This window comes from Flavobacterium psychraerolatum, from assembly GCF_025960985.1.
Lineage (GTDB): Bacteria > Bacteroidota > Bacteroidia > Flavobacteriales > Flavobacteriaceae > Flavobacterium.
On the sequence record NZ_JAOQMX010000023.1, the window covers coordinates 25,242 to 45,591 of the forward strand.

Annotated in this window: 14 protein-coding genes; 6 read left to right on the plus strand and 8 right to left on the minus strand. The window is 34.9% G+C overall.

The genetic code is table 11. From position 1 onward, the window contains the following. Positions 1-105: 105 nt before the first annotated feature. Positions 106-1,212, plus strand: coding sequence for a Fic family protein (locus M2326_RS09930; RefSeq protein ID WP_264619410.1), 1,107 nt, complete (start codon positions 106-108; stop codon positions 1,210-1,212). A gap of 54 nt (positions 1,213-1,266) precedes the next feature. On the opposite strand, the gene M2326_RS09935 is transcribed toward M2326_RS09930, so the two are convergent. Further along, positions 1,267-2,151 carry a phospholipase A gene (locus tag M2326_RS09935; RefSeq protein ID WP_264619411.1) on the minus strand — a complete coding sequence of 295 codons (885 nt, stop codon included), beginning with the start codon at positions 2,149-2,151 and terminating at the stop codon, positions 1,267-1,269. Positions 2,152-3,143: 992 nt separating this feature from the next. On the opposite strand from M2326_RS09935, the gene ltrA reads away from it, so the two are divergent. Next, positions 3,144-4,403 (plus strand): group II intron reverse transcriptase/maturase, encoded by a 1,260-nt coding sequence (gene ltrA / locus M2326_RS09940; RefSeq protein WP_264619412.1) that lies wholly within the window; start codon positions 3,144-3,146, stop codon positions 4,401-4,403. A 343-nt stretch (positions 4,404-4,746) separates the two neighbouring features. Here the strand turns inward: ltrA and M2326_RS09945 are convergent, their stop codons facing one another. Together M2326_RS09945 and M2326_RS09950 are read right to left on the minus strand one after the other, a co-directional pair. Beyond that, positions 4,747-5,313 carry a YdeI/OmpD-associated family protein gene (locus tag M2326_RS09945; RefSeq protein ID WP_264619413.1) on the minus strand — a complete coding sequence of 189 codons (567 nt, stop codon included), beginning with the start codon at positions 5,311-5,313 and terminating at the stop codon, positions 4,747-4,749. A 123-nt stretch (positions 5,314-5,436) separates the two neighbouring features. Beyond that, complete coding sequence (locus M2326_RS09950) at positions 5,437-5,964, minus strand: superoxide dismutase family protein (protein ID WP_264619414.1); 528 nt, start codon at positions 5,962-5,964, stop codon at positions 5,437-5,439. Between the two features lie 650 nt (positions 5,965-6,614). Between M2326_RS09950 and M2326_RS09955 the strand changes: the two genes are divergently transcribed. The 3 genes from M2326_RS09955 to M2326_RS09965 all read left to right on the plus strand — a co-directional run bounded on the left by M2326_RS09955 (position 6,615) and on the right by M2326_RS09965 (position 10,327). After that, complete coding sequence (locus M2326_RS09955) at positions 6,615-7,766, plus strand: hypothetical protein (RefSeq protein ID WP_264619415.1); 1,152 nt, start codon at positions 6,615-6,617, stop codon at positions 7,764-7,766. Between the two features lie 70 nt (positions 7,767-7,836). Then, positions 7,837-9,468 (plus strand): BCCT family transporter, encoded by a 1,632-nt coding sequence (locus M2326_RS09960; protein WP_264619416.1) that lies wholly within the window; start codon positions 7,837-7,839, stop codon positions 9,466-9,468. Between the two features lies 1 nt (position 9,469). Beyond that, positions 9,470-10,327: a universal stress protein gene (locus tag M2326_RS09965; protein WP_264619417.1), complete on the plus strand. Its 858-nt coding sequence runs from the start codon at positions 9,470-9,472 to the stop codon at positions 10,325-10,327. A gap of 148 nt (positions 10,328-10,475) precedes the next feature. Here the strand turns inward: M2326_RS09965 and M2326_RS09970 are convergent, their stop codons facing one another. The 5 genes from M2326_RS09970 to M2326_RS09990 all read right to left on the minus strand — a co-directional run bounded on the left by M2326_RS09970 (position 10,476) and on the right by M2326_RS09990 (position 18,792). Continuing rightward, positions 10,476-12,266: an acyl-CoA dehydrogenase family protein gene (locus tag M2326_RS09970; protein WP_264619418.1), complete on the minus strand. Its 1,791-nt coding sequence runs from the start codon at positions 12,264-12,266 to the stop codon at positions 10,476-10,478. A gap of 118 nt (positions 12,267-12,384) precedes the next feature. Continuing rightward, positions 12,385-13,566, minus strand: coding sequence for an acetyl-CoA C-acyltransferase (locus M2326_RS09975; protein ID WP_264619419.1), 1,182 nt, complete (start codon positions 13,564-13,566; stop codon positions 12,385-12,387). 104 nt (positions 13,567-13,670) lie between these two features. Next, positions 13,671-16,061, minus strand: coding sequence for a 3-hydroxyacyl-CoA dehydrogenase/enoyl-CoA hydratase family protein (locus tag M2326_RS09980; RefSeq protein WP_264619420.1), 2,391 nt, complete (start codon positions 16,059-16,061; stop codon positions 13,671-13,673). Beyond that, a complete protein-coding gene (locus M2326_RS09985) occupies positions 16,045-16,512 on the minus strand; it encodes a MarR family winged helix-turn-helix transcriptional regulator (protein ID WP_264619421.1) in 468 nt (155 codons plus the stop codon). Before M2326_RS09985 ends, M2326_RS09980 begins: the two co-directional genes overlap by 17 nt. Before the next feature lie 504 nt (positions 16,513-17,016). Further along, positions 17,017-18,792 (minus strand): AMP-dependent synthetase/ligase, encoded by a 1,776-nt coding sequence (locus M2326_RS09990; protein WP_264619422.1) that lies wholly within the window; start codon positions 18,790-18,792, stop codon positions 17,017-17,019. 704 nt (positions 18,793-19,496) lie between these two features. Here M2326_RS09990 and M2326_RS09995 point away from each other — a divergent pair. Continuing rightward, positions 19,497-20,342: an alpha/beta hydrolase family protein gene (locus tag M2326_RS09995; RefSeq protein ID WP_264619423.1), complete on the plus strand. Its 846-nt coding sequence runs from the start codon at positions 19,497-19,499 to the stop codon at positions 20,340-20,342. Positions 20,343-20,350 lie beyond the last annotated feature (8 nt).

A 20,350-nucleotide genomic window follows, 5' to 3' on the forward strand; every position in this document is an offset into this window, starting at 1 on the left:
AAGCTAATTCTAAGTATAACCTAATCAATCCTGCGGTGAATAACTCAATATTCTCTGCAAATTATGCGGTAAATAATTGTATATTTACCGCATAATTTAAGGACAATGACAAAATACATCCACCAACGACCAGATTTCCCTCAGTTTTATTGGGATAATGAGCAATTATTGACTCCTTTAAGCGAAGTACGTTTTTTGCAAGGACGCATTTTGGGCAAAATGGAGTCATTGGGTTTTAGTACGCAATATGAGTCCAATCTATTACTATTGGAAACAGAAGTACTTTCTTCGGGAGAAATAGAGGGAGAAATTTATAAACCAGCAGCGGTACGTTCCTCCATCGCAAAACAGATCGGTGATCCATTTTATGACAACCAACCTACAAATCAAAATATTGACGGCTTTGTGGCGTTATTGTTGGATGCTTTCCAAAATTACAAGGACGAACTAACTACAGAACGAATTTTGAATTGGCACGCTGCTTTGTTCCCAACGGGCAATAGTGGTTTGTATCCCATAACAGTAGGGGGTTGGCGGCAAGATAAACGAGGACCAATGCAAGTAGTTTCAGGTGGAATTGGGAACGAAAATATACATTTTGAAGCTCCAGCTGCTGCTTTAGTTCCTACCTTAATGGAGGACTTTATGAAATGGCTTGCTGAAGATACGGGTCAAGATTTAGTGATAAAAGCTGCAGTTGCACATTTATGGTTTTTGACAATTCATCCCTTTGATGATGGAAATGGTCGAATAGCGCGTTCAATTTCAGAAAGTCTTTTGGCAAAGTCAGAAAATAATACGATGCGCTGTTATAGCTTATCGTCTCAGGTTTTAAGTAATAGAAAAAGCTATTTTGATCTATTAGAGGCAACTCAAAAAGGGAATTTAGATTGCACTAATTGGTTACTATGGTTTATTAAAATTTTGAAAAAAGCAATAATTCACTCAGAAACAGTGATTAGCCGAAGTTTACAAAAGGCTGAATTTTGGAAGACACATCAAAAGACGATTTTGAATGACCGTCAACTAAAAATGATTCAGCTACTTTGGAATGATTTTGAAGGTAATTTGACCACAAAAAAGTGGGCTAAAATCACCAAATGTTCCGATGATACCGCTTTAAGAGACATCAATGATTTAATCTTTAAAGACATTTTATACAAGGAAGATAAAGGAAGTAGGAGTACAAGCTATAAAATGCGAGGGTTTTAATTGAAAATATTTAAATGTGTGGTTTGGATAATGGAATTACCATTTAAATTGTCCCTACCAATTGGCAAACGAAACTCCAATACCAATAGTTGTTTGCTGAATATTATAGTCAATTAAGGTTTCGCCATAACCTTGAAAAACTTGTGCATGTCCACGTAGGTGTCCATGTATAGGAAAGACATAATTAAGTTGGATATTTCCCTTTTCCAGCGTGCTAAAAGAGTGATTGATAATGGTATAAAATTCATGTTTACCAAAATGAGTTGCAACTTCTAATTCTGCATCACCCACAGACCTCGTGATGCCTGGGTTTTCGTCTTCGTCATCAGGCATGCGGTACCATGGTCTGAAGTTGATGTTCCAATTTTTATATTCGTACCCAATATTCAGGATGATTCTGTTCCAACTTCTAGAGGTCGGAACGTCTTTTCCGTTGGATTGATGATTTAAAGTCAAACCAACCGTTCGAATCTGCCCCTTAAATAACGGAATTCTAGTCGGGAAATTTAACATCACTTCTGGCTCGTAATTGACTTCACGAAAAGCTCTACTCAAGGTCTTGTTGTACACCTGCCAGTGTGCTTTCTGGGTGTAGCCAACCCAAAGATCTCCGGTTCCAAAAAGTAATCCTTGTATAAGTTTGGTTTTAAAACTAATTTGGAATTTAGTTTCAATATTATTAAAAATGTTTTTATCCTTGGATTGAAATTCACCACTTTCGTTAAAGGGTTTTGTATTTCGCCTACTTGACCATCGCGCAGCAGTAAAATAAATTGGGCGATAAGACATTAATCTAAAAGTTCCCTGCTTGTCAATGCTATCCAATTCCCAAGCTTCAGATAGGGTTTTACGAATAATAACCTTATTCGGATCAATTTGTGCATTAGAAATAGAGGTAATCAATAATAAAAATAGAATCGCTTGGTATATTTGCGGCATGCTTGGGGATTTAGAATGATGCAAAAATAGGCTACAGTATAGGCTTTTATGTGTTACAAATTTTGGTATTGGTTACATAATTAACATGTTTTACCAAATGAATTATGTCTAATACTACAATATAGCGCAGGAGATAATGCTAAGAGTTAAGAAGTGTGATCTCAATCGTTCAATTTAAGGAGGTCTTATGGCGTATTAAGAAAAAATGCAATACTTAGCCGTAGTTTAGGGGTGCAAATTTTGAGCTATCAATAGGCTATTATGATTTTTTGAAACAATCATAAAAAAGGAAATTTAGACTACTGCAATTGGTAAATATGATTTTTTGAAATTTTTAAGAAAGCTATAAACCAATAAGAAGCAATAAGTAAGCATTGCTTATAAGGATTTAATTTTTCGAAAAAAAAATAATGATTTTGAATCTACTTAATCAAAATGCAGGATCGCTCGGAGTGTGCTGTGAATGAATAACGACTACGAGTGTTATTCAATGTTGTATAAGAGATGGAAGTAGGTCTTCCGCAATCGCTGTGCAAGCGGAGGTTGCAAACCGCCCCTCGGTGCTTTGAAAGTAAAGGATAGGTATTGAACGGAAAGGGGAAAAGGCTGTTTAAAACAGTCAGGTGCGAATAAGAGAGATGAACGTGAGTGAACCTTAGATGAAGTTGTGAGATATCGGAACCTTTTGTCAAAAGCCTGTTTTTCTGAGCATAGGTTATAATTATAGCGGTTACTTGCTTACTGGCTATAAGGCAAACGCAATAAAGAAGGCATGACTCTTATTTAGGCTCTTATACGAAACTCAGGAAGTCCTTATCAAATGACAAGAGAACGGCACAAGTGGGCAGTACCCACAAGGCTTACAGTATCAAGGTTGGTAAGGATGGCGGATGTTGTTGTAGTAGTGATGAAGCCACTGTAATGGAGGTGGAGCGAAGAACAGCAGTCATACAGTTGTTGGTATTTTGACAACTTAAACACAAAATTTAAGGATGACTAATTTATTTACGACAGAATCAAAAACAATTCCAATAACCAAAAAGATGGTCAAGGAAGCCTACCGCAAAGTCAATTCTAACAAAGGCAGCGCAGGAGTTGATGCAGAAAGCTTGAAAAAATTTCAAGAAAACTTATTAAACAATCTGTATAAAATTTGGAACAGAATGAGTTCGGGCAGTTACTATCCGCAGGCAGTCAAGGAGGTTATTATCCCAAAATCAGACGGAGGTCAGCGCAAGTTGGGTATTCCAACAATTAGCGACCGCATTGCTCAAGAAGTAGTAAAAACCTATCTCGAACCTAGAATGGAAGCTATATTTAGCAAAAATTCGTACGGTTACAGACCCAATAAAAGCGCACACAATGCACTAGAAAAGGTCAGAGAAAACGTAAGACATTATTCTTGGGTTGTTGATATGGACATCAAAGCATTTTTTGACGAAGTAAATCATGAACTTTTGCTCAAAGCAATAGACAAACACGTTAGTGAGAAATGGGTTAAGATGTACATTGTGCGATGGTTGGAAAGCCCAGTGCAAACACAAGACGGCACATTGGTTTACAAAAACGAACAAGGCACACCCCAAGGAGGCGTAATAAGTCCGCTATTGGCAAACCTGTTTTTACATTATGTTTTAGATAGATGGCTGGAGCAAACCTACCCAAACTTAACATTTGTGAGATACGCTGACGATGTGATAGTACATTGTTACAGCGAATCTCAAAGTTTAGAAGTTCTAAATGCTATAAAAACCAGACTAGAACAATGTAAATTGCGATTGAGTGAGCAAAAGACCAAAATAGTCCACTGCCAAGCCTATAATAGAGTTAGGCAAAAGAAGTATCCGAAGAAATTTGATTTTCTAGGTTTCACATTCAAGCCACGAACAAAAGCCACAAAAGAGGGTAGGTTGTTTTTGGGATTTGATTGTGAAATAAGTCAGAAATCAAAAACAAGGATAATCCAAAAGTGGATAGACCTAAAATTTCATAAGCAAAGTAATATAGTTATACAGGATATAGCCAATAAGCTACACTTACAGACAATAGGAATAGCACGTTACTATGGCTATTTTAAAGTTTGGACGCTACAGAAACTGTTTAGAAATCTAGAAAATCGTTTGGCGAAATGGGTACGGAATAAGTTTAAATCGATGAAAAGGAGCTATACTAAAGCATACCGATGGTTGAGGGAAATAAGAACCAATTACCCATCAATGTTTTACCATTGGCAACTTTTTAAAACGATATGATTTGTATGACAAGAGCCGTATGAAGCGAGAGTTTCACGTACGGTTCTGTGAGAGGCTTGGGTTGAAATATCTTTGCCTACTTGACATCATTTTTAAGAAAAACCTGTACACTAAATAATTGGGTTCAACTAAATAATATATTCTAATGATATTGCATTGAAGACTGATAATGATCTTAATCAGAAATGCATTCTAAAAAAACACTACAAAAGCAGTAGGAATACGAATTATAAAATGTAAATGTTATAAATGAAAATCTTTTCCTTGAAATAAATACATTCTTTGTGATATTGCCATATTTTGCTGTTGAGGCTAAATTCTATTGAAATTAGTTGTCAAAAAATTACCTCGATTTTTTGTTTAATTCACATGATTCAATAATTGCTAAAATTCGAGTGGTTCTCGTTGATTCCCGTTTGGCTTGGTTTAACCAGTAGAGATACCCTTTTCGATAGGATGGACTAAAAGCTTGGTAATTAGAGTAAGCAACAATGTTATCTGTAAATGCCTTTTCCAAATCGGGTGGAATAATAAAAGCCTCTACTGTATCTAATGATTCCCAAGATCCATTTTCTTTGGCTCTTTGTATGGTTTCGTAGCCACTTTCATGAATAAGATTGTCTTTTTCGAGTTGAATCAGGTGAGTCTTGTTGACTTTACTCCAAACGCTTTTGGGTTTTCGAGGCGTGAATTTTTGACGGCGCTTGATATCGTCAATTCTTTTAGCTGTGGAGTCAATCCAACCGTAGCAAAGTGCTACTTTAACTGCTTCCTCCCAGCGCATACTTTCCTGCGGACTACTTACTTTATACAAAATGATATTTACACCAGTCGAAATGGCATGATGGGTATGCAACCACTCACGCCATTCGATAGTATTTTTAAAATAGAAGTCTAAGGGTTCTTTCAAAATGTTTAAAATATTGAATTGGATTATCAAATATAATCAATTAAAGATATCAGTCTGAATTAGTCGAAGAACTAATGACAGTTAAATTTAGTCAAGCTCAAATTGAAAAATTAGAAAAACTAACTATTTAATAATTCCTGTACATGCTACGCGACCACCTGCATTTCCTGTTGGTTGGGTAGTGAAATCATCTGCTCCTTGATGTACAATAATACCGTGGTTCAAAATATCTTTGGTTGGATCACCAGAACCTATATTCCACTCATCGGTAGTGAATTTAATAGAACCATTTCCGTTTTTATCAGCAATGAAATTACCGATATCGCCTTTGTGATATTGCCCAACACCCCATTTTCCATGATTTTTGAAAGTCGGGTTCCAGTGTCCTCCGGTAGATGTTCCATCCGCAGCAGAACAATCCGATTTTTCATGAATATGAATCGCATGTATTCCAGGCGTTAGTCCCGTGAAATGTGCTTCTAAGGTAACTTCCCCATCCTTTTCTACAAATGTGGCTGTTCCTGCAACATTACTACCACTTTTGGCTTCAAACTTTAACGTTAGTTTTTTAGTATTGTTCGAATTAGTATTGGTTTTGCAGCCTATCACAATAGCTAAAATAAATAGAGAGGTGATAATTAATTTTTTCATAATTGTAAGTTTTGATTGTTTAGGGATAAAATTACAAATAAAAGGAGTACTCCCAGATTGATAATTACTTTATAATTTTACATAATTTGCAGGTCATCTCGCATTTGTTTCTATTGGTATTTGTAATAAAAGTTGAAAAGGGGGATTATCTAATTTTGTTCTCAAAAAGTGAATTATAACTAATTTTTAGGTGTAAATTATCAATAATGGAAAAATTATATGGTCGATTTTGGACTAATTAAGATGTTTTTAGTAATTCTAAATCTTTTATCTTTTTGTCATTTAATAAAATAAGTGCGAATAAAATAATAGAAGGTTTTTATCATTGTGATATTCTAAGAAATAGCTCGTAAAATCACGTTTTGGACAATAAAACCCTCTTTTTTGTCTAAATTTGCAATCCATTATTTTGCTTCTTTAAGACTGTTTTTTTTCAAACAGGTTGACATTGATTATAAATCATTTACTCATTTAAGTTTTTTGAATGCCTTTCTCTAGCTTTTTGCTATAGGATGAACATTGCTATTTTACAGTATTTAGTTATAAAAAAAAGGCAGGACAATAAGATAATCAAACCTATTGCTGGATCACCTGAATAACTTTTTTTTAGGTATCCTTTATTTATTAAAAGTTTAATTTAAAAAAGATTGATGTTAGAAAAAATTACTCGATTACAATGCACAAAAAAGAAGTGCTTAATGCTCCTAGTTTTACTTATGGTACTTCCATTAGCCGCTCAGGATAAGCCAGAACTAAGTATTGGAGGTGCTTTGCGTTTCAACTATAATTTATCTTCATGGAAGGATGGTCAGAAAAAGCGAGGGGGAGATTTTGGATATGATGTGTTTAGAATAAATGCCAAAGGGGCATACAAAGGAATACTGATGAATGCCGAGTACAGACTGTATTCTGAAGGTTTTGGTGGTGGAATGCTAAAGCAGGGTTGGCTAGGATACAATTTAAACGAACAAGATCAAATTCAGGTTGGTTTAACCCAGGTTCCTTTTGGTATTCAGCAATACAACTCTCACAATTGGTTTTTTAACTTAACGTATTATGTAGGTCTGGAAGACGATCATGATATGGGAATAAAGTACATGCACAATAGTGAGAAATTTGAATATCAATTGGCTTTTTTCAAAAATGCAGAGGAATTAAGATTTGGAAACAATTCAGAAAATTCGACAAGTCGCTATTCTTACGATGTCACGGGGAGAAATAAAGAAGTGAATCAATTTAACGGAAAAGTCATCTACAAATTTGGCGAAAAGTCAGCAAGTAGATTGGGTGTTTCAGTAGAATATGGTGGGCTTTACAATCTAGACACAGAAGAAGTTGGAAATCATGCTGCTTTTGCTGCTCACTATGAACTAACCAAAGGAAAATGGAATGTAAAAGCACAATTTATCGCTGCAACAAATAATCCTGAAAATGCTATTGGAGAATCCGACGATGTTGTAACCATGTCTGCATATGGAGCACCTTATGAAGTTGCTGCCGATTTTAATATGTACACCTTGGGGATTTCTAGGAATGTTCCCGTAGAATATGGACCTATAACCAACTTGCAATTTTATAATGATTTTGGTTTTATGCAGAAAAAAACAGCTGGATTTACCGATTCGTATATGAATGTTACTGGAGTTTTAATCTCAGCAGGAAATGTGTATACCTATGTTGATTATGCCGCGGGGTACAATCATTCCTGGCTTGGTGGGAATTTTGTAGATGATTTTGCAAAAGGGAATCCTGATGCCAAATGGGAAGCTAGGTTTAACATTAATATTGGTTACTATTTTTAGACTTTGAACACAAAGTAGAAGGATTTAGAAGAATAAGAAATTTAAATTATAATAATAAATAAAAGGATCTATGGCTAAGAAAATTATAAGAAGTGATGAGAGGAAATCCATTTTTGGGTTGGAGGTTAATGGCCCGGTGTTTTTTACATCAGCGATTACTATCATTCTAATCATTACACTAACGTTGATGTTTAAAGATGGGGCAGAAAAATTTTTCACAGCAACCCAAGAATTAGTAGCCAATAAGGCGGGTTGGTTCTTTATATTAAGTGTGAATATTTTTCTAATATTCATGATTTATTTAGCGTTCAGTAAATTTGGACACTTACGAATCGGAGGTCAAAATGCAAAACCTGAATTCAAGACTCTATCTTGGTTTGCTATGCTTTTTAGTGCGGGAATGGGAATCGGATTGTTATTTTGGAGTATATCAGAACCTATTTTTCATTTTCTTAGTCCACCAATGGCAGAAGGCGGAACCGCCGAAGCAGCCAAGGAAGCTATGAAATTCACCTTCTTGCATTGGGGTTTTCACGCTTGGGCTGTTTATGCTTTGGTAGGTTTGTCTTTGGCCTATTTTACGTATTCTAGAGGCTTACCGTTAACCATTAGATCCATTTTTTATCCTTATTTAGGAGATAGGATTTATGGGAGGATCGGTGATGCAATTGATATTTTTGCAGTGTTGGCTACATTATTTGGTCTTGCAACCTCATTAGGTATGGGCGTACAACAAATTGCAGCAGGTTTACACCATCTTTTTGGAATCGATAGCGGTGTGCAAACTCAAATTGTCTTAATTATTGGTGTTACATTAATTGCTACCGTTTCGGTTGTTTTGGGAGTAGACAAAGGGGTACGAGTATTAAGTGAATGGAACATGATAATAGCCGTTTTGTTTCTATTGATTGTTTTGATTCTAGGACCAACCATTTTTATTTTTAAATCTTTTGTGCAAAATACTGGGAATTATTTATCTGGTTTTCTTGAAATAGCAACTTGGACAGAAAGTTATACGGGTTCAAATTGGCAAAATGCTTGGACCATTTTTTACTGGGGATGGTGGATTGCATGGTCTCCTTTTGTAGGGATGTTTATTGCTCGTATTTCCAAAGGTCGTACCGTACGTGAGTTTATTTTAGGTGTTTTATTAGTACCTTCTCTTGTTACTTTTTTCTGGATAACAGCTTTTGGAAGTACCGCATTACATCAAGCACTACTTGGAGATGAGACTATCGTAAAAGCAGTAAATGATAATGTAGCTACTGCTTTGTTTGTGTTTTTAGAAGATTATCCTTTCTCTTTTTATCTGAATATTATTGCTATAATATTAATTGCAGGTTTCTTTATTACCTCCTCAGATTCTGGGTCATTGGTAGTTGATAATTTAACTTCTGGAGGTAAAATAGATGCTCCTGTGGGCCAAAGAATTTTTTGGGCCCTTTCTGAAGGTGGTGTTGCTGCCGTACTATTATTAGGAGGAGGGTTGCAGGCACTTCAAACGGCCACGATAGTCACGGGCCTGCCTTTTGCTATTATTTTAATCGTGATGTGCTTTTCACTTTATAAAGGTTTAAGCGAAGACCTTAGAAAATTAGAAAAACGACATTCTCAAAAAGAGCTTGAAAATTACGAAGAAATAGTTTCAGAGATCGTTAAAAAACAACATACAAGTCAATTAAATAAAAATAAACAATCATAAAATGGCTGAAATAAAAAACATATTGGTCGCCTTAGACCTTTCAAATATTGACACTACTTTAATTGAGTATGCATCCTTTATAGCAGAAACTTTAAAGGTGAATAAAGTTTACTTTGTACATAATATCAAGAAATATGAAATATCAGAATTGTTTGAAGAGCAATTAAAAGGTATCAATCTAGATGAAATAATTGGAGATGAATTAAATGAAAAAGTAGAAGAGAGATTTACCTCTTCAACAGACTGGGAGGTACTTATTTCAGAAGATCCCTATTCGGAATCACTTATAGATTATATTGTTAATAAGTATGAAATTCAACTTGCTATAGTAGGTAATAAAAATAAAATTAAAGGAACTGGGGTTGTTAGCGGAAAGCTACTTCATATGCTTAAGTGTAATATTCTATCCATTCCTATGAATTCAAAACCTGTTATTAGTGCTATTTGGGCGGGTACAGATTTTTCAAGCGCTTCTAATAAAGTATTTGAAGTAGCCGAAAATTTACAGAAAACTACAAAAGCTACCGTAAAGTCGGTTCACGTTTACAATGTTCCATTACAATTTTCAATTTATATTCCAAAGGAACATCTTGATTCAAAAATTGAGAATCATTTAAAGGGAAAACATGAGAAATTTATTAAAAAGATAGGATACAAAGGAGAATTGACTACAGAGATAATTCCAGGTAGAGATACTGGGATTGCTGAAAAATTACGTACCAAAGCGGAATCTGCAAAGGTTGATCTTATTATTGTTGGTGACAAGGGGAGGAATACTTTCTCATCATTATTGGTTGGTAGCGTCACAGATGAACTCTTTAATCAAGATTTGAACATCCCTTTGTGGATTGTAAAATAAAATTGGTTTAGAGACGAAATGTTTTTTAAGTTCTCTTGATAGATGAACTTTAGAGTTTACAATTTTACTTTAATTTGGTAAGTATAAAAAACAAAAAAACCGCAATCAACTTAATGATTGCGGTTTTTTGATTCAGAACCTTTCTTGTTTAGAAACAATATTGATTTTCGTCAATAAGTTTACTAGCAATTGTATTTCTCAATGCCACAATATTTGGCATGTTTGTATATTTTGTAAAACGTTTCAATCCCATTAACATCATACGTTGTTCGTCTCCTTCTGCAAAAGAAATAATACTTTCTTTTCCTTTTTGAGTAATGATGTCTACTGCTTTGTACAAGTACAATTGCGCCATAGCGATTTGTTGTTCAACTTTATCTGCACCTTCTTTTTTAGCCAATTTCTCAGTTCTCAAAATAGTACTTTCAGCCATGTATACTTCGATCAAAATATCTGAAGCAGCCATTAATAATTGTTGATGAGAATCTAAATCTGGTCCGTATTTTTGAACAGCGCTACCAGCAACCATTAAGAATACTTTTTTCAATTTGGCAACCATTTCTTTTTCTTCTGCAAACAATTCAGAATAGTCAGGTGTGTCGAAAGATGGAATCCCCATTAATTCTTCACCAACTTTTGAAGCAGGTCCTAAAAGATCAACATGACCTTTCATCGCTTTTTTGATTAACATCCCTACAGATAGCATACGGTTGATCTCGTTTGTACCCTCATAGATACGAGCAATACGAGCATCACGCCAAGCAGATTCCATTGGAGTATCCTCAGAGAATCCCATTCCACCAAAAATTTGAATTCCTTCATCAGCACAATTCTGAACATCTTCAGAAACAGCTACTTTCAAAATAGAACATTCGATAGCATACTCTTCAACACCTTTTAACTCAGCATCTTGATGAGATGCACCTTCAGCTTCACGAGCTGCGATACGGTCTTCAATGTCTTTTGACGCTCTATAAGTAGCACTCTCTCCTGCGTAGCAAGAAGTTGCCATTTCGGCTAATTTGTAACGAATAGCACCAAACTTAGCAATTGGAGTGTTAAATTGTACTCTTTCATTAGCATATTCTACTGAACTAGTAATTACTCTACGTTGTGCATCCAAACAAGCGGCAGCCAATTTGATACGTCCTACGTTCAAGGCATTCATTGCGATTTTGAAACCGTTTCCTCTTTCAGACAACATATTTTCTACCGGTACAACAGTATCAGTAAAGAAAACTTGACGAGTAGATGAAGAACGGATTCCTAATTTGTGCTCTTCCTCGTTCATTGTGATTCCGTTTGCAGGATCATTTTCTACAATAAAACCAGTAATATTTTTGTCATCTCCAATACGAGCAAAAACGATGAACACACTACAGAAACCTGCATTTGAGATCCACATTTTTTGTCCAGTAATCTTGTATGTTTTTCCGTCCTCAGACAAAACTGCTTTAGTTTTTCCAGAATTCGCATCCGATCCAGCTCCAGGCTCCGTCAAACAATACGCGCCAAACCATTCTCCAGAAGCCAATTTGGGTACGTATTTTTGTTTTTGTTCTTCGGTTCCGTAGAGGGTGATTGGCATTGTACCTATTCCAGTATGGGCTCCAAAAGCAGTAGAAAAAGATCCAGTTGCTCCGGAGATATGGTCACAAACTAATACTGTATTTACAAATCCCATTCCCATTCCACCATAGGCTTCTGGTACAGCGATACTCAAGAAACCTAAGTCTCCAGCTTTTTTCATACACGCTTCTGTATATGCATAATCTTTTTGCTCAAAACGGGCTTTGTGTGCCCATAATTCTTTATCAACAAATTCTTTGACACTATCGCGCATCATGATTTGTTCTTCATTAAAATCTTCTGGTGTGAATATTGATTCGCACTTGGTCTCTTTTACAAGGAATTGTCCTCCTCTAGTTACGTCGCTCATGGTTAATCCCCCTAACCCCGCCGCGGTGGGGAAACTCCTACTAGGGGTCAGTAGGGTGTAAAATTATTTTTTCGCTAAACTATTTTCATATGGTTATTCCCCAATTGGGGTGAAGGAATTATAACAACTCATAAATCCCTGCAGATCCTTGTCCAGTACCGACACACATGGTTACAATACCGTATTTACTTCCACGTCGTTTCATTTCGTCAAATAATTGCACTGAAAGTTTGGCTCCTGTGCATCCTAATGGGTGACCCAATGCGATGGCACCACCGTTGACATTAACAATATCAGGGTTCAATTCTAATTCGCGTATAACTGCCAAAGATTGTGAAGCAAAAGCCTCATTTAATTCAATTAAATCAATATCTTTTTGTTGTAAACCTGCTTGTTTCAAGGCTTTTGGAATTGCTTTTACGGGTGCAATCCCCATGATTCTTGGTTCAACACCGGCAGAAGCATAACTCACCATTCTAGCGATCGGTTCTAGATTTAACTCTTTTACCATTTCTTCACTCATAATTAAAACAAAGGCTGCACCATCACTCATTTGTGAAGAGGTTCCCGCAGTAACGGTACCATCTGTAGCAAAAACGGGTCTTAAACGTGATAAAGCTTCAACAGAAGTATTCTCCCTAGGACCTTCATCCTTGGTTACCGTATAAGACTTTGTTTCTTTTTTACCATTGGTATTAATGAATGTTTGTTCCACAGTTATTGGAACAATTTGCTTGTCAAATTTCCCTTCGGCTTGTGCTTTTAAAGCTTTCTGATGTGAATGAAAAGCAAATAGATCTTGATCTTCTCGAGACACATTAAATTGTTTGGCAACCGCTTCGGCTGTTAACCCCATTCCCCAATAGTAATCTTCGTTCCCTGCTTTGGCAACGGCATAATCTGGAGTTGGTTTGTAACCTCCCATTGGAATAAAACTCATACTTTCTGCTCCACCAGCAATGATACAGTCGGCCATTCCAGATTGTATTTTGGCTGTTGCCATTCCGATAGTTTCAATTCCAGAAGCACAATATCTGTTGACGGTTACTCCAGGAACATCTTCAATTTTTAACCCCATTAATGAGATCAAACGAGCAATATTTAATCCTTGCTCTGCCTCAGGCATAGCATTTCCAACCATGACATCATCGATACGAGTTTTATCGAAATCGGGTAACTCATTCATCATGTATTGAATGGTTTCTGCAGCCAACTCATCTGGTCTTTTGAATCGAAATACACCTTTTGGAGCTTTCCCAACTGCAGTTCGATATGCTTTTACTATATATGCTGTTTTCATTTTTTTTATTTTTTGATGAAAGAATAAAAAATAAAGAAAAGTGACTGTTGTATTTAAGAATGCACTCTAATATCTATTTTCTCTTCTCTATTTTGTTATTTATTCTAATTACGCAATGGTTTACCTGTTTTCAACATATGTTGAATGCGCTCTAGTGTTTTTCTTTCGGTACATAAGGAAAGAAATGCTTCTCTTTCTAAATCCAAAAGATATTGTTCGCTTACCATCGTAGCTTCGGATAAGTCACCACCCGCCATAACATAGGCAAGCTTATTAGCAATTTTTTTATCGTGTTCTGAGATGTAACTTCCAGCTGCCATTTGATCTGTTCCTACTAAGAACATTCCTAAGGCTTGTTTTCCTAGAACTTTAACATCTGTTCTGCGAATAGGTTGTGTGTATCCAGCTTCGGCCATTATTAATGCGTGTTTTTTAGCTTCCGCAATTTGACGGTCTTTGTTTACTACAATGATATCTTTTCCTTTTTGTAATAGGCCAGTGTCAAAGGCTTCGTAACCTGAAGTAGATACTTTTGCCATTGCAATAGTCAAGAAATATTCTTGTAATACATTCAACTCAACATCATTTTTGTGGAATAAGTCCGAAGCACGTAGCGCCATTTCTTTCGATCCACCTCCACCAGGAAGTACACCTACACCAAATTCAACCAATCCCATATAGGTTTCGGCTGCGGCAACTACTTTATCAGCATGTAAACTCATCTCGCAACCACCACCAAATGTCATTCCGTGAGGTGCTGTGATAACAGGAATACCTGAGTAACGTACACGCATCATCGTATCTTGGAACATTTTGATCGCCATATTAAGCTCGTCATATTCTTGCTCAACGGCCATCATAAATATCATTCCGATATTTGCTCCAACAGAGAAATTAGCTGCTTGGTTACCGATTACTAATCCTTGGTATTCTTTTTCGGCAAGATCAATTCCTTTATTGATAGCTTGTAAAACATCGCCACCAATAGTATTCATCTTTGATTGGAATTCAATATTTAAGATACCGTCACCCAAATCTTGAATGATTGCACCACTATTGCTCCAAACTTTTTTACTTTCACGAATGTTGTTCAGGATAATAAACGAATCTTGTCCCGGTACTTTTTCTTGTGATTTTCTTGGAAGATCGTAGAAATAAGTTGCTCCTTCTTTTACAGAATAAAAACTAGTATGCCCTGAAGCAATCATATCTGTTACCCAATGAGCAGGTTCAATGCCTTCAGCTTTCATCATTTCAATACCTTTGGTGATACCAATAGCATCCCAAATCTCAAATGGACCATTTTCCCAACCGAAACCTGCCTTCATAGCATCATCGATTTTGAAAAGTTCGTTTGAAATTTCAGGGACACGATTAGAAACATAGGCAAAAAGGGCTGAAAAACTCTTGCGGTAAAATTCTCCCGCTTTGTCTTTCCCTTTTACAAGAACTTTAAAACGGTTGATAGGTTTGTCAATAGTTTTTGTTAATTCAAGCGTTGCAAAAGAAGCTTTTTTTGCTGCTCTATATTCTAAGGTGTTGAGGTCTAAAGTTAGAATCTCTCTTCCTTCTTTTTTATAAAATCCTTGTCCAGTTTTACTACCCAACCATTTGTTTTCCATCATAGTATTGATGAAATCTGGCAGTTGGAATAAGGCGTGTTGCTCATCTTCTGGGCAATTCCCGTAAATTCCGTTGGCAACATGCACCAAAGTGTCTAATCCTACAACATCAACTGTTCTAAAAGTAGCCGATTTTGGACGACCAATTACAGGACCAGTAAGTTTGTCAATTTCTTCCACAGTAAGATCCATTTCTTTTACCAAATGAAACAAACTTTGAATTCCGAAGATTCCAATTCTGTTTCCAATAAAAGCTGGAGTATCTTTGGCTACCACAGAAGTTTTTCCTAGAAATTTTTCACCATATACAGTCAAGAAGTCTAAAACTTCAGGAGATGTAAGTGGTCCAGGAATAATTTCGAATAACTTTAAATAACGGGCAGGATTAAAAAAATGTGTTCCACAGAAATGCTTTTGAAAATCATCAGACCTTCCTTCACTCATAAAGTGAATCGGAATTCCAGATGTATTGGAAGTTATCAAAGTTCCTGGTTTTCTGAATTTTTCAATTTGTTCGAAAACCAATTTCTTAATGTCTAATCGTTCTACAACCACTTCAATAATCCAGTCAACATTGGCAATTTTGGCCATGTCATCGGTAGTATTTCCAGTAGTAATTCGATTTGCAAATTTTTGACTGTAAATAGGAGACGGTTTTGATTTCAATGCGTTAGCCAGATGTTCATTGACTACACGATTGCGTACTATTGGTGACTCTATTGTAAGTCCATTTTTTGTTTCACTTTCAGTAAGTTCTCTAGGCAGGATGTCAAGAAGCAATACTTCAACACCAATGTTGGCAAAATGACAAGCAATGCCAGACCCCATTATTCCTGATCCTATTACTGCAACTTTTTTAATTGTGCGTTTCATTTTCAGTTTTTTCGGTTTGATTAAAAATAGATTTATTTTGAATTAATTCATTTATGATTTCTGCGACTTCCATAAAATTTTGGAGTTTTTCTTCGGGTATATGTTTCTTTATTGCATCATTAAATTGCATCACATTTTCTCTAGAAACAGCTCTTTTATCTTTCCCTTCCGGAGTCAGAAAAATAAGTACACCTCGGCCATCATTGGGGTTTTTTTTCCGTTCGATGAGCCCTTTTTTTTCCATTGATTTTAACGTACGAGTTAAACTTGTAGCTTCCATTCCCATTTTTGGTCCTAGTGCAGTGGAGGGTGTGCCTTTTTCTTTATCCATACTCAATAGAGCAAAACCAGTAGCCATCGTACCTCCGTATTTCAAAGCTTCCTCATTGTACATTCTTGATACAGCTTGCCAAGTGGCTCTAAGTATATAATCTATAGTTTTGTCTTTCATAAGCAGTAGTAACTCTTTCAAATATAAGAAAAAAATACTATGCACGCATAATAAAATAAGATTATTTTTTTGTTAAAAATGATAAAGGTTTGAAATAAAGCTGCTTCCTGTACAGGTAGCATAGAAATTGGTTTTATGAGAAAACCAAAATAGAATAGTAAGTAGTACTAAGTTAAAGAATTTTTATCAAAAACAGTCAGTTTTGCGATTGTTTTTTTAAACAAGTGTGATGTGTATTTCTATTCCTGAAAAAGGATATAGTAGAGAGTTGAAAAACAAATATTTTCTTCTCTATAAAATAGGTAGTATGCAAGCAAAAAGGTAAAATAACTAAGGAAAGTCTGAAGTAAAAAAAAGTAGTTATAAAATAAAAATTTAGAGGTTACTTGATTTAAAGAATTCCACATCATATCGAGAGGTAAGAGATTATACTTTTGTATTATCCTCAACTTTTAAATAAAAAAAAATGGACTAATAGTTAAATTAGTCCAAGATTAAAACTGCCTAGCTGTATATTTTGTTATAGAGTACTTTGTATTTTTCCAAAATTATTTTACGTCTTAATTTCATAGTGGGAGTAAGGTGTCCGCTGTCTGCAGACCAAACATCAGGTGTGAGCTCAAAGCGTTTGATTTGTTCCCAATTTCCAAATTTACTGTTGATTTGGTCTATTTCTTCTTTAATACGGCCAATTATTTTTGGGTTGCTTACCAAGGTTTCATTTGTAGGTCCAAGATCTATAGAATGAATTACTGCCCATTCTTTTACGAATTCAAAGTTGGGTTGAATAAAAGCGGCTGGCATTTTTTGACCATCTCCAATTACCATTATCTGATCAATGAAACGAGATTGTTTCATTGCATTTTCAAGGATTTGAGGAGCAATGTATTTTCCCCCAGATGTTTTGAACATTTCTTTCTTACGATCGGTTATTTTCAAGAATCCTTCTGAGTCAATTTCGCCAATATCTCCTGTATGGAAATAACCGTCTAGAATGACTTCGGCAGTTTTAGTATCGTCTTTATAATATCCCAACATTATGTTTGGACCTTTACAAATAATTTCACCATCGGCAGCAATTTTCACCTCTACATTGCGAATTGGTTTTCCTACGGTTCCTATTTTAAATCCTTTGTTTCTCAAGTCGTTTACCGAAATAACTGGAGACGTCTCAGATAGACCATAACCCTCCATCACGGGTATTTGAGCAGCGGCAAAAACACGGGATAACCTTGGTTGTAAAGCGGCACTTCCAGATACCATCAATTCTATTTTCCCACCCAAGCCTTCTTTCCATTTGCTGAAGATGAGTTTTTGAGCAATTTTGAGTTGAAATTCATACCACCATCCGTTTACTCCATAAGGTTCATAACGCAATCCTAGATCATTTGCCCAGAAAAATAATTTTCGTTTAATACCTGTAAGATCATTTCCTTTAGCATATATTTTGTCATAGACCTTTTCTACAAGCCTTGGAACTACTGTAATTACTGTAGGTTGAACTTCTTTAATATTATCGCTAATTTTTTCAATTGATTCACCAAAGTAGATTGATACTCCATAGTATTGGTATAAGTACAATATCATTCGTTCAAAAATATGGCAAATAGGTAAGAAACTTAATCCGCGACTTTTACCCGCTTCAAAAGGTATTCTAAGAGCACTGTCAAGTACATTTGATACTATGTTTTTATGTGATAACATGACTCCTTTTGGGCGTCCTGTTGTTCCAGAGGTATAAATTATTGTTGCTAAATCATCTGTCTTAACTGCATTTTTTCGAGCTTCGACTTCTTTTTGGTTGCTTTTGTCTGCTCCCAAATCTAATATTTCTTGCCAGTTTTTACAATTTAAAAATATATCAAAAGAGTACACTTCTTTTAATAAAGGAACGTTCTTTCTGATTTTGCTAATTTTATCAAATATACCAGCATCTGAAATAAAGCAATATGTCGCACCACAATGATTAAGAATATATTCATAATCTTCTTCCGAAATAGTTGGATATATAGGTACGTTTTGTGCACCAGTTTGTAGTATCCCAATATCCATAATATTCCACTCTGTTCTATTGCTAGAAGAAATTAATGCAATTTTATCGTCTTTTTGAATTCCCATACGCAATAGCGCCCGAGATACTGTATTGGCTTGTGCTATGTACTCTTGAGTTGATGTTTTGATCCAGCTACCATCTTTTTTGCTTGTTAAAGCATCTGGAATAGTTTTGAATTGATCTTGTTGATAGTATGGAAAATCGAATAATCTGGTTATGGTCATCATAGTAAGTATATTGTACTGCAAATTATAAAAAAAAAGTGATTTTTCGGATATTATGTTATAGTATTTTGTAAATTTCATTGGTATGATTTTTACTTCTTTCAACTGCAATAAAAACTTGTTTTTATTTTAAAGAATAGAAAACTGTACGGATGTTCAATTGTTATCGACATCTTTATTTTTTTTATATCACTCCTTATATCTGGCAATCTCAAACTGTTTTTCGAATATAGGATATTCTTCTTTATTCGATTCAATTCCTCAATTAACAATATTTTTTAAAATATGAAATTTGAAAATCTTTGTGCTACTTGCATTTAACTATAAAATTTTTTTGATGTATCGTCGTTAAGATATGATAGGTTTTCAAATCAATGTAACAGTGGTAGTTGAAAAGTATATTTCTTGATAGTTCAGTATTGTTGAAGTTATATTATTCTTTGAAATATAATTGAGTAGTAGGTTGATCATGGCAATATAATAATGTAGTGTTTTTTTAGGACTTAAATAATAGACCTTAAAAAAATATAAGTAAAAATAATAGTTTTATAAATTTCTAATTCATTCTTTTTTTTGAAAATTATAGTATTTAAAGTTGAAACTAAACAAAGTAATTTTGTAGAAATTTTTATAACAAGAAGGAATGTAGTTCAATTAAAATTATTGTAATTTTAGATTTATAAACAGATTAAAAGAGAAATTAGGTTATGATATTAAATAAAAAATTCACATTACAGGGTGCTTTAAATCAGGATTTTGCCTTAGATATTAGCTATTCTGATACGGGTAATTCTAATGGGACTATTATATTTTGCCATGGATTTAAAGGGTTTAAGGACTGGGGATGTTGGCAAATTATTGCTGATTATTTTGTTGAAAATGGATTTTCATTTGTGAAGTTTAATTTTTCACATAACGGAATGGGGTTAGAATCATCTCTTGATTTTGATGCTTTGGAGAAATTTGCCGCCAATACGTTGCAAAAAGAAAAGGAAGATATCGCTAGTGTAGAACGGTTTTTAATCGATGATGTACCGATCGTTTTACCAATAGTAAATACCGAAAAAATATTCATTATCGGTCATAGTAAAGGAGGAGTTTCTGCTTTATTATATTTAACAAGTCATAAAACGACAATAAAGAAAGTTTGTACTTGGGCAAGTCCATTTGATTTTTATCGCAGTTGGAATTCAAAATTTATAGACAAATGGAAATTGGAGGGTGTACAATATATTAAAAATGCAAGAACAAACCAAATGATGCCATTAAATTTAGAAGTCTTGGAGGATATGGAAACAAATAAAGATAGTTATAGTTTGGTTAATGCTGCTGCAAAATTAGAGCTACCGTATTTAATTATTCAAGGTACAAATGATCCTGCTGTGAAAATGGAAGAATTTAATGCGTTGAAAAAACATTTTACAAAAGCAGAAAACCATATTATCAACGATGCAAATCATGTTTTTGGTGGTTCTCATCCCTTTTTGGGATTGACATTGCCCATACATACCAAAGAGTTGGTTGAGATAACTAAAGATTTTTTTTATAATTGATTGGTAAT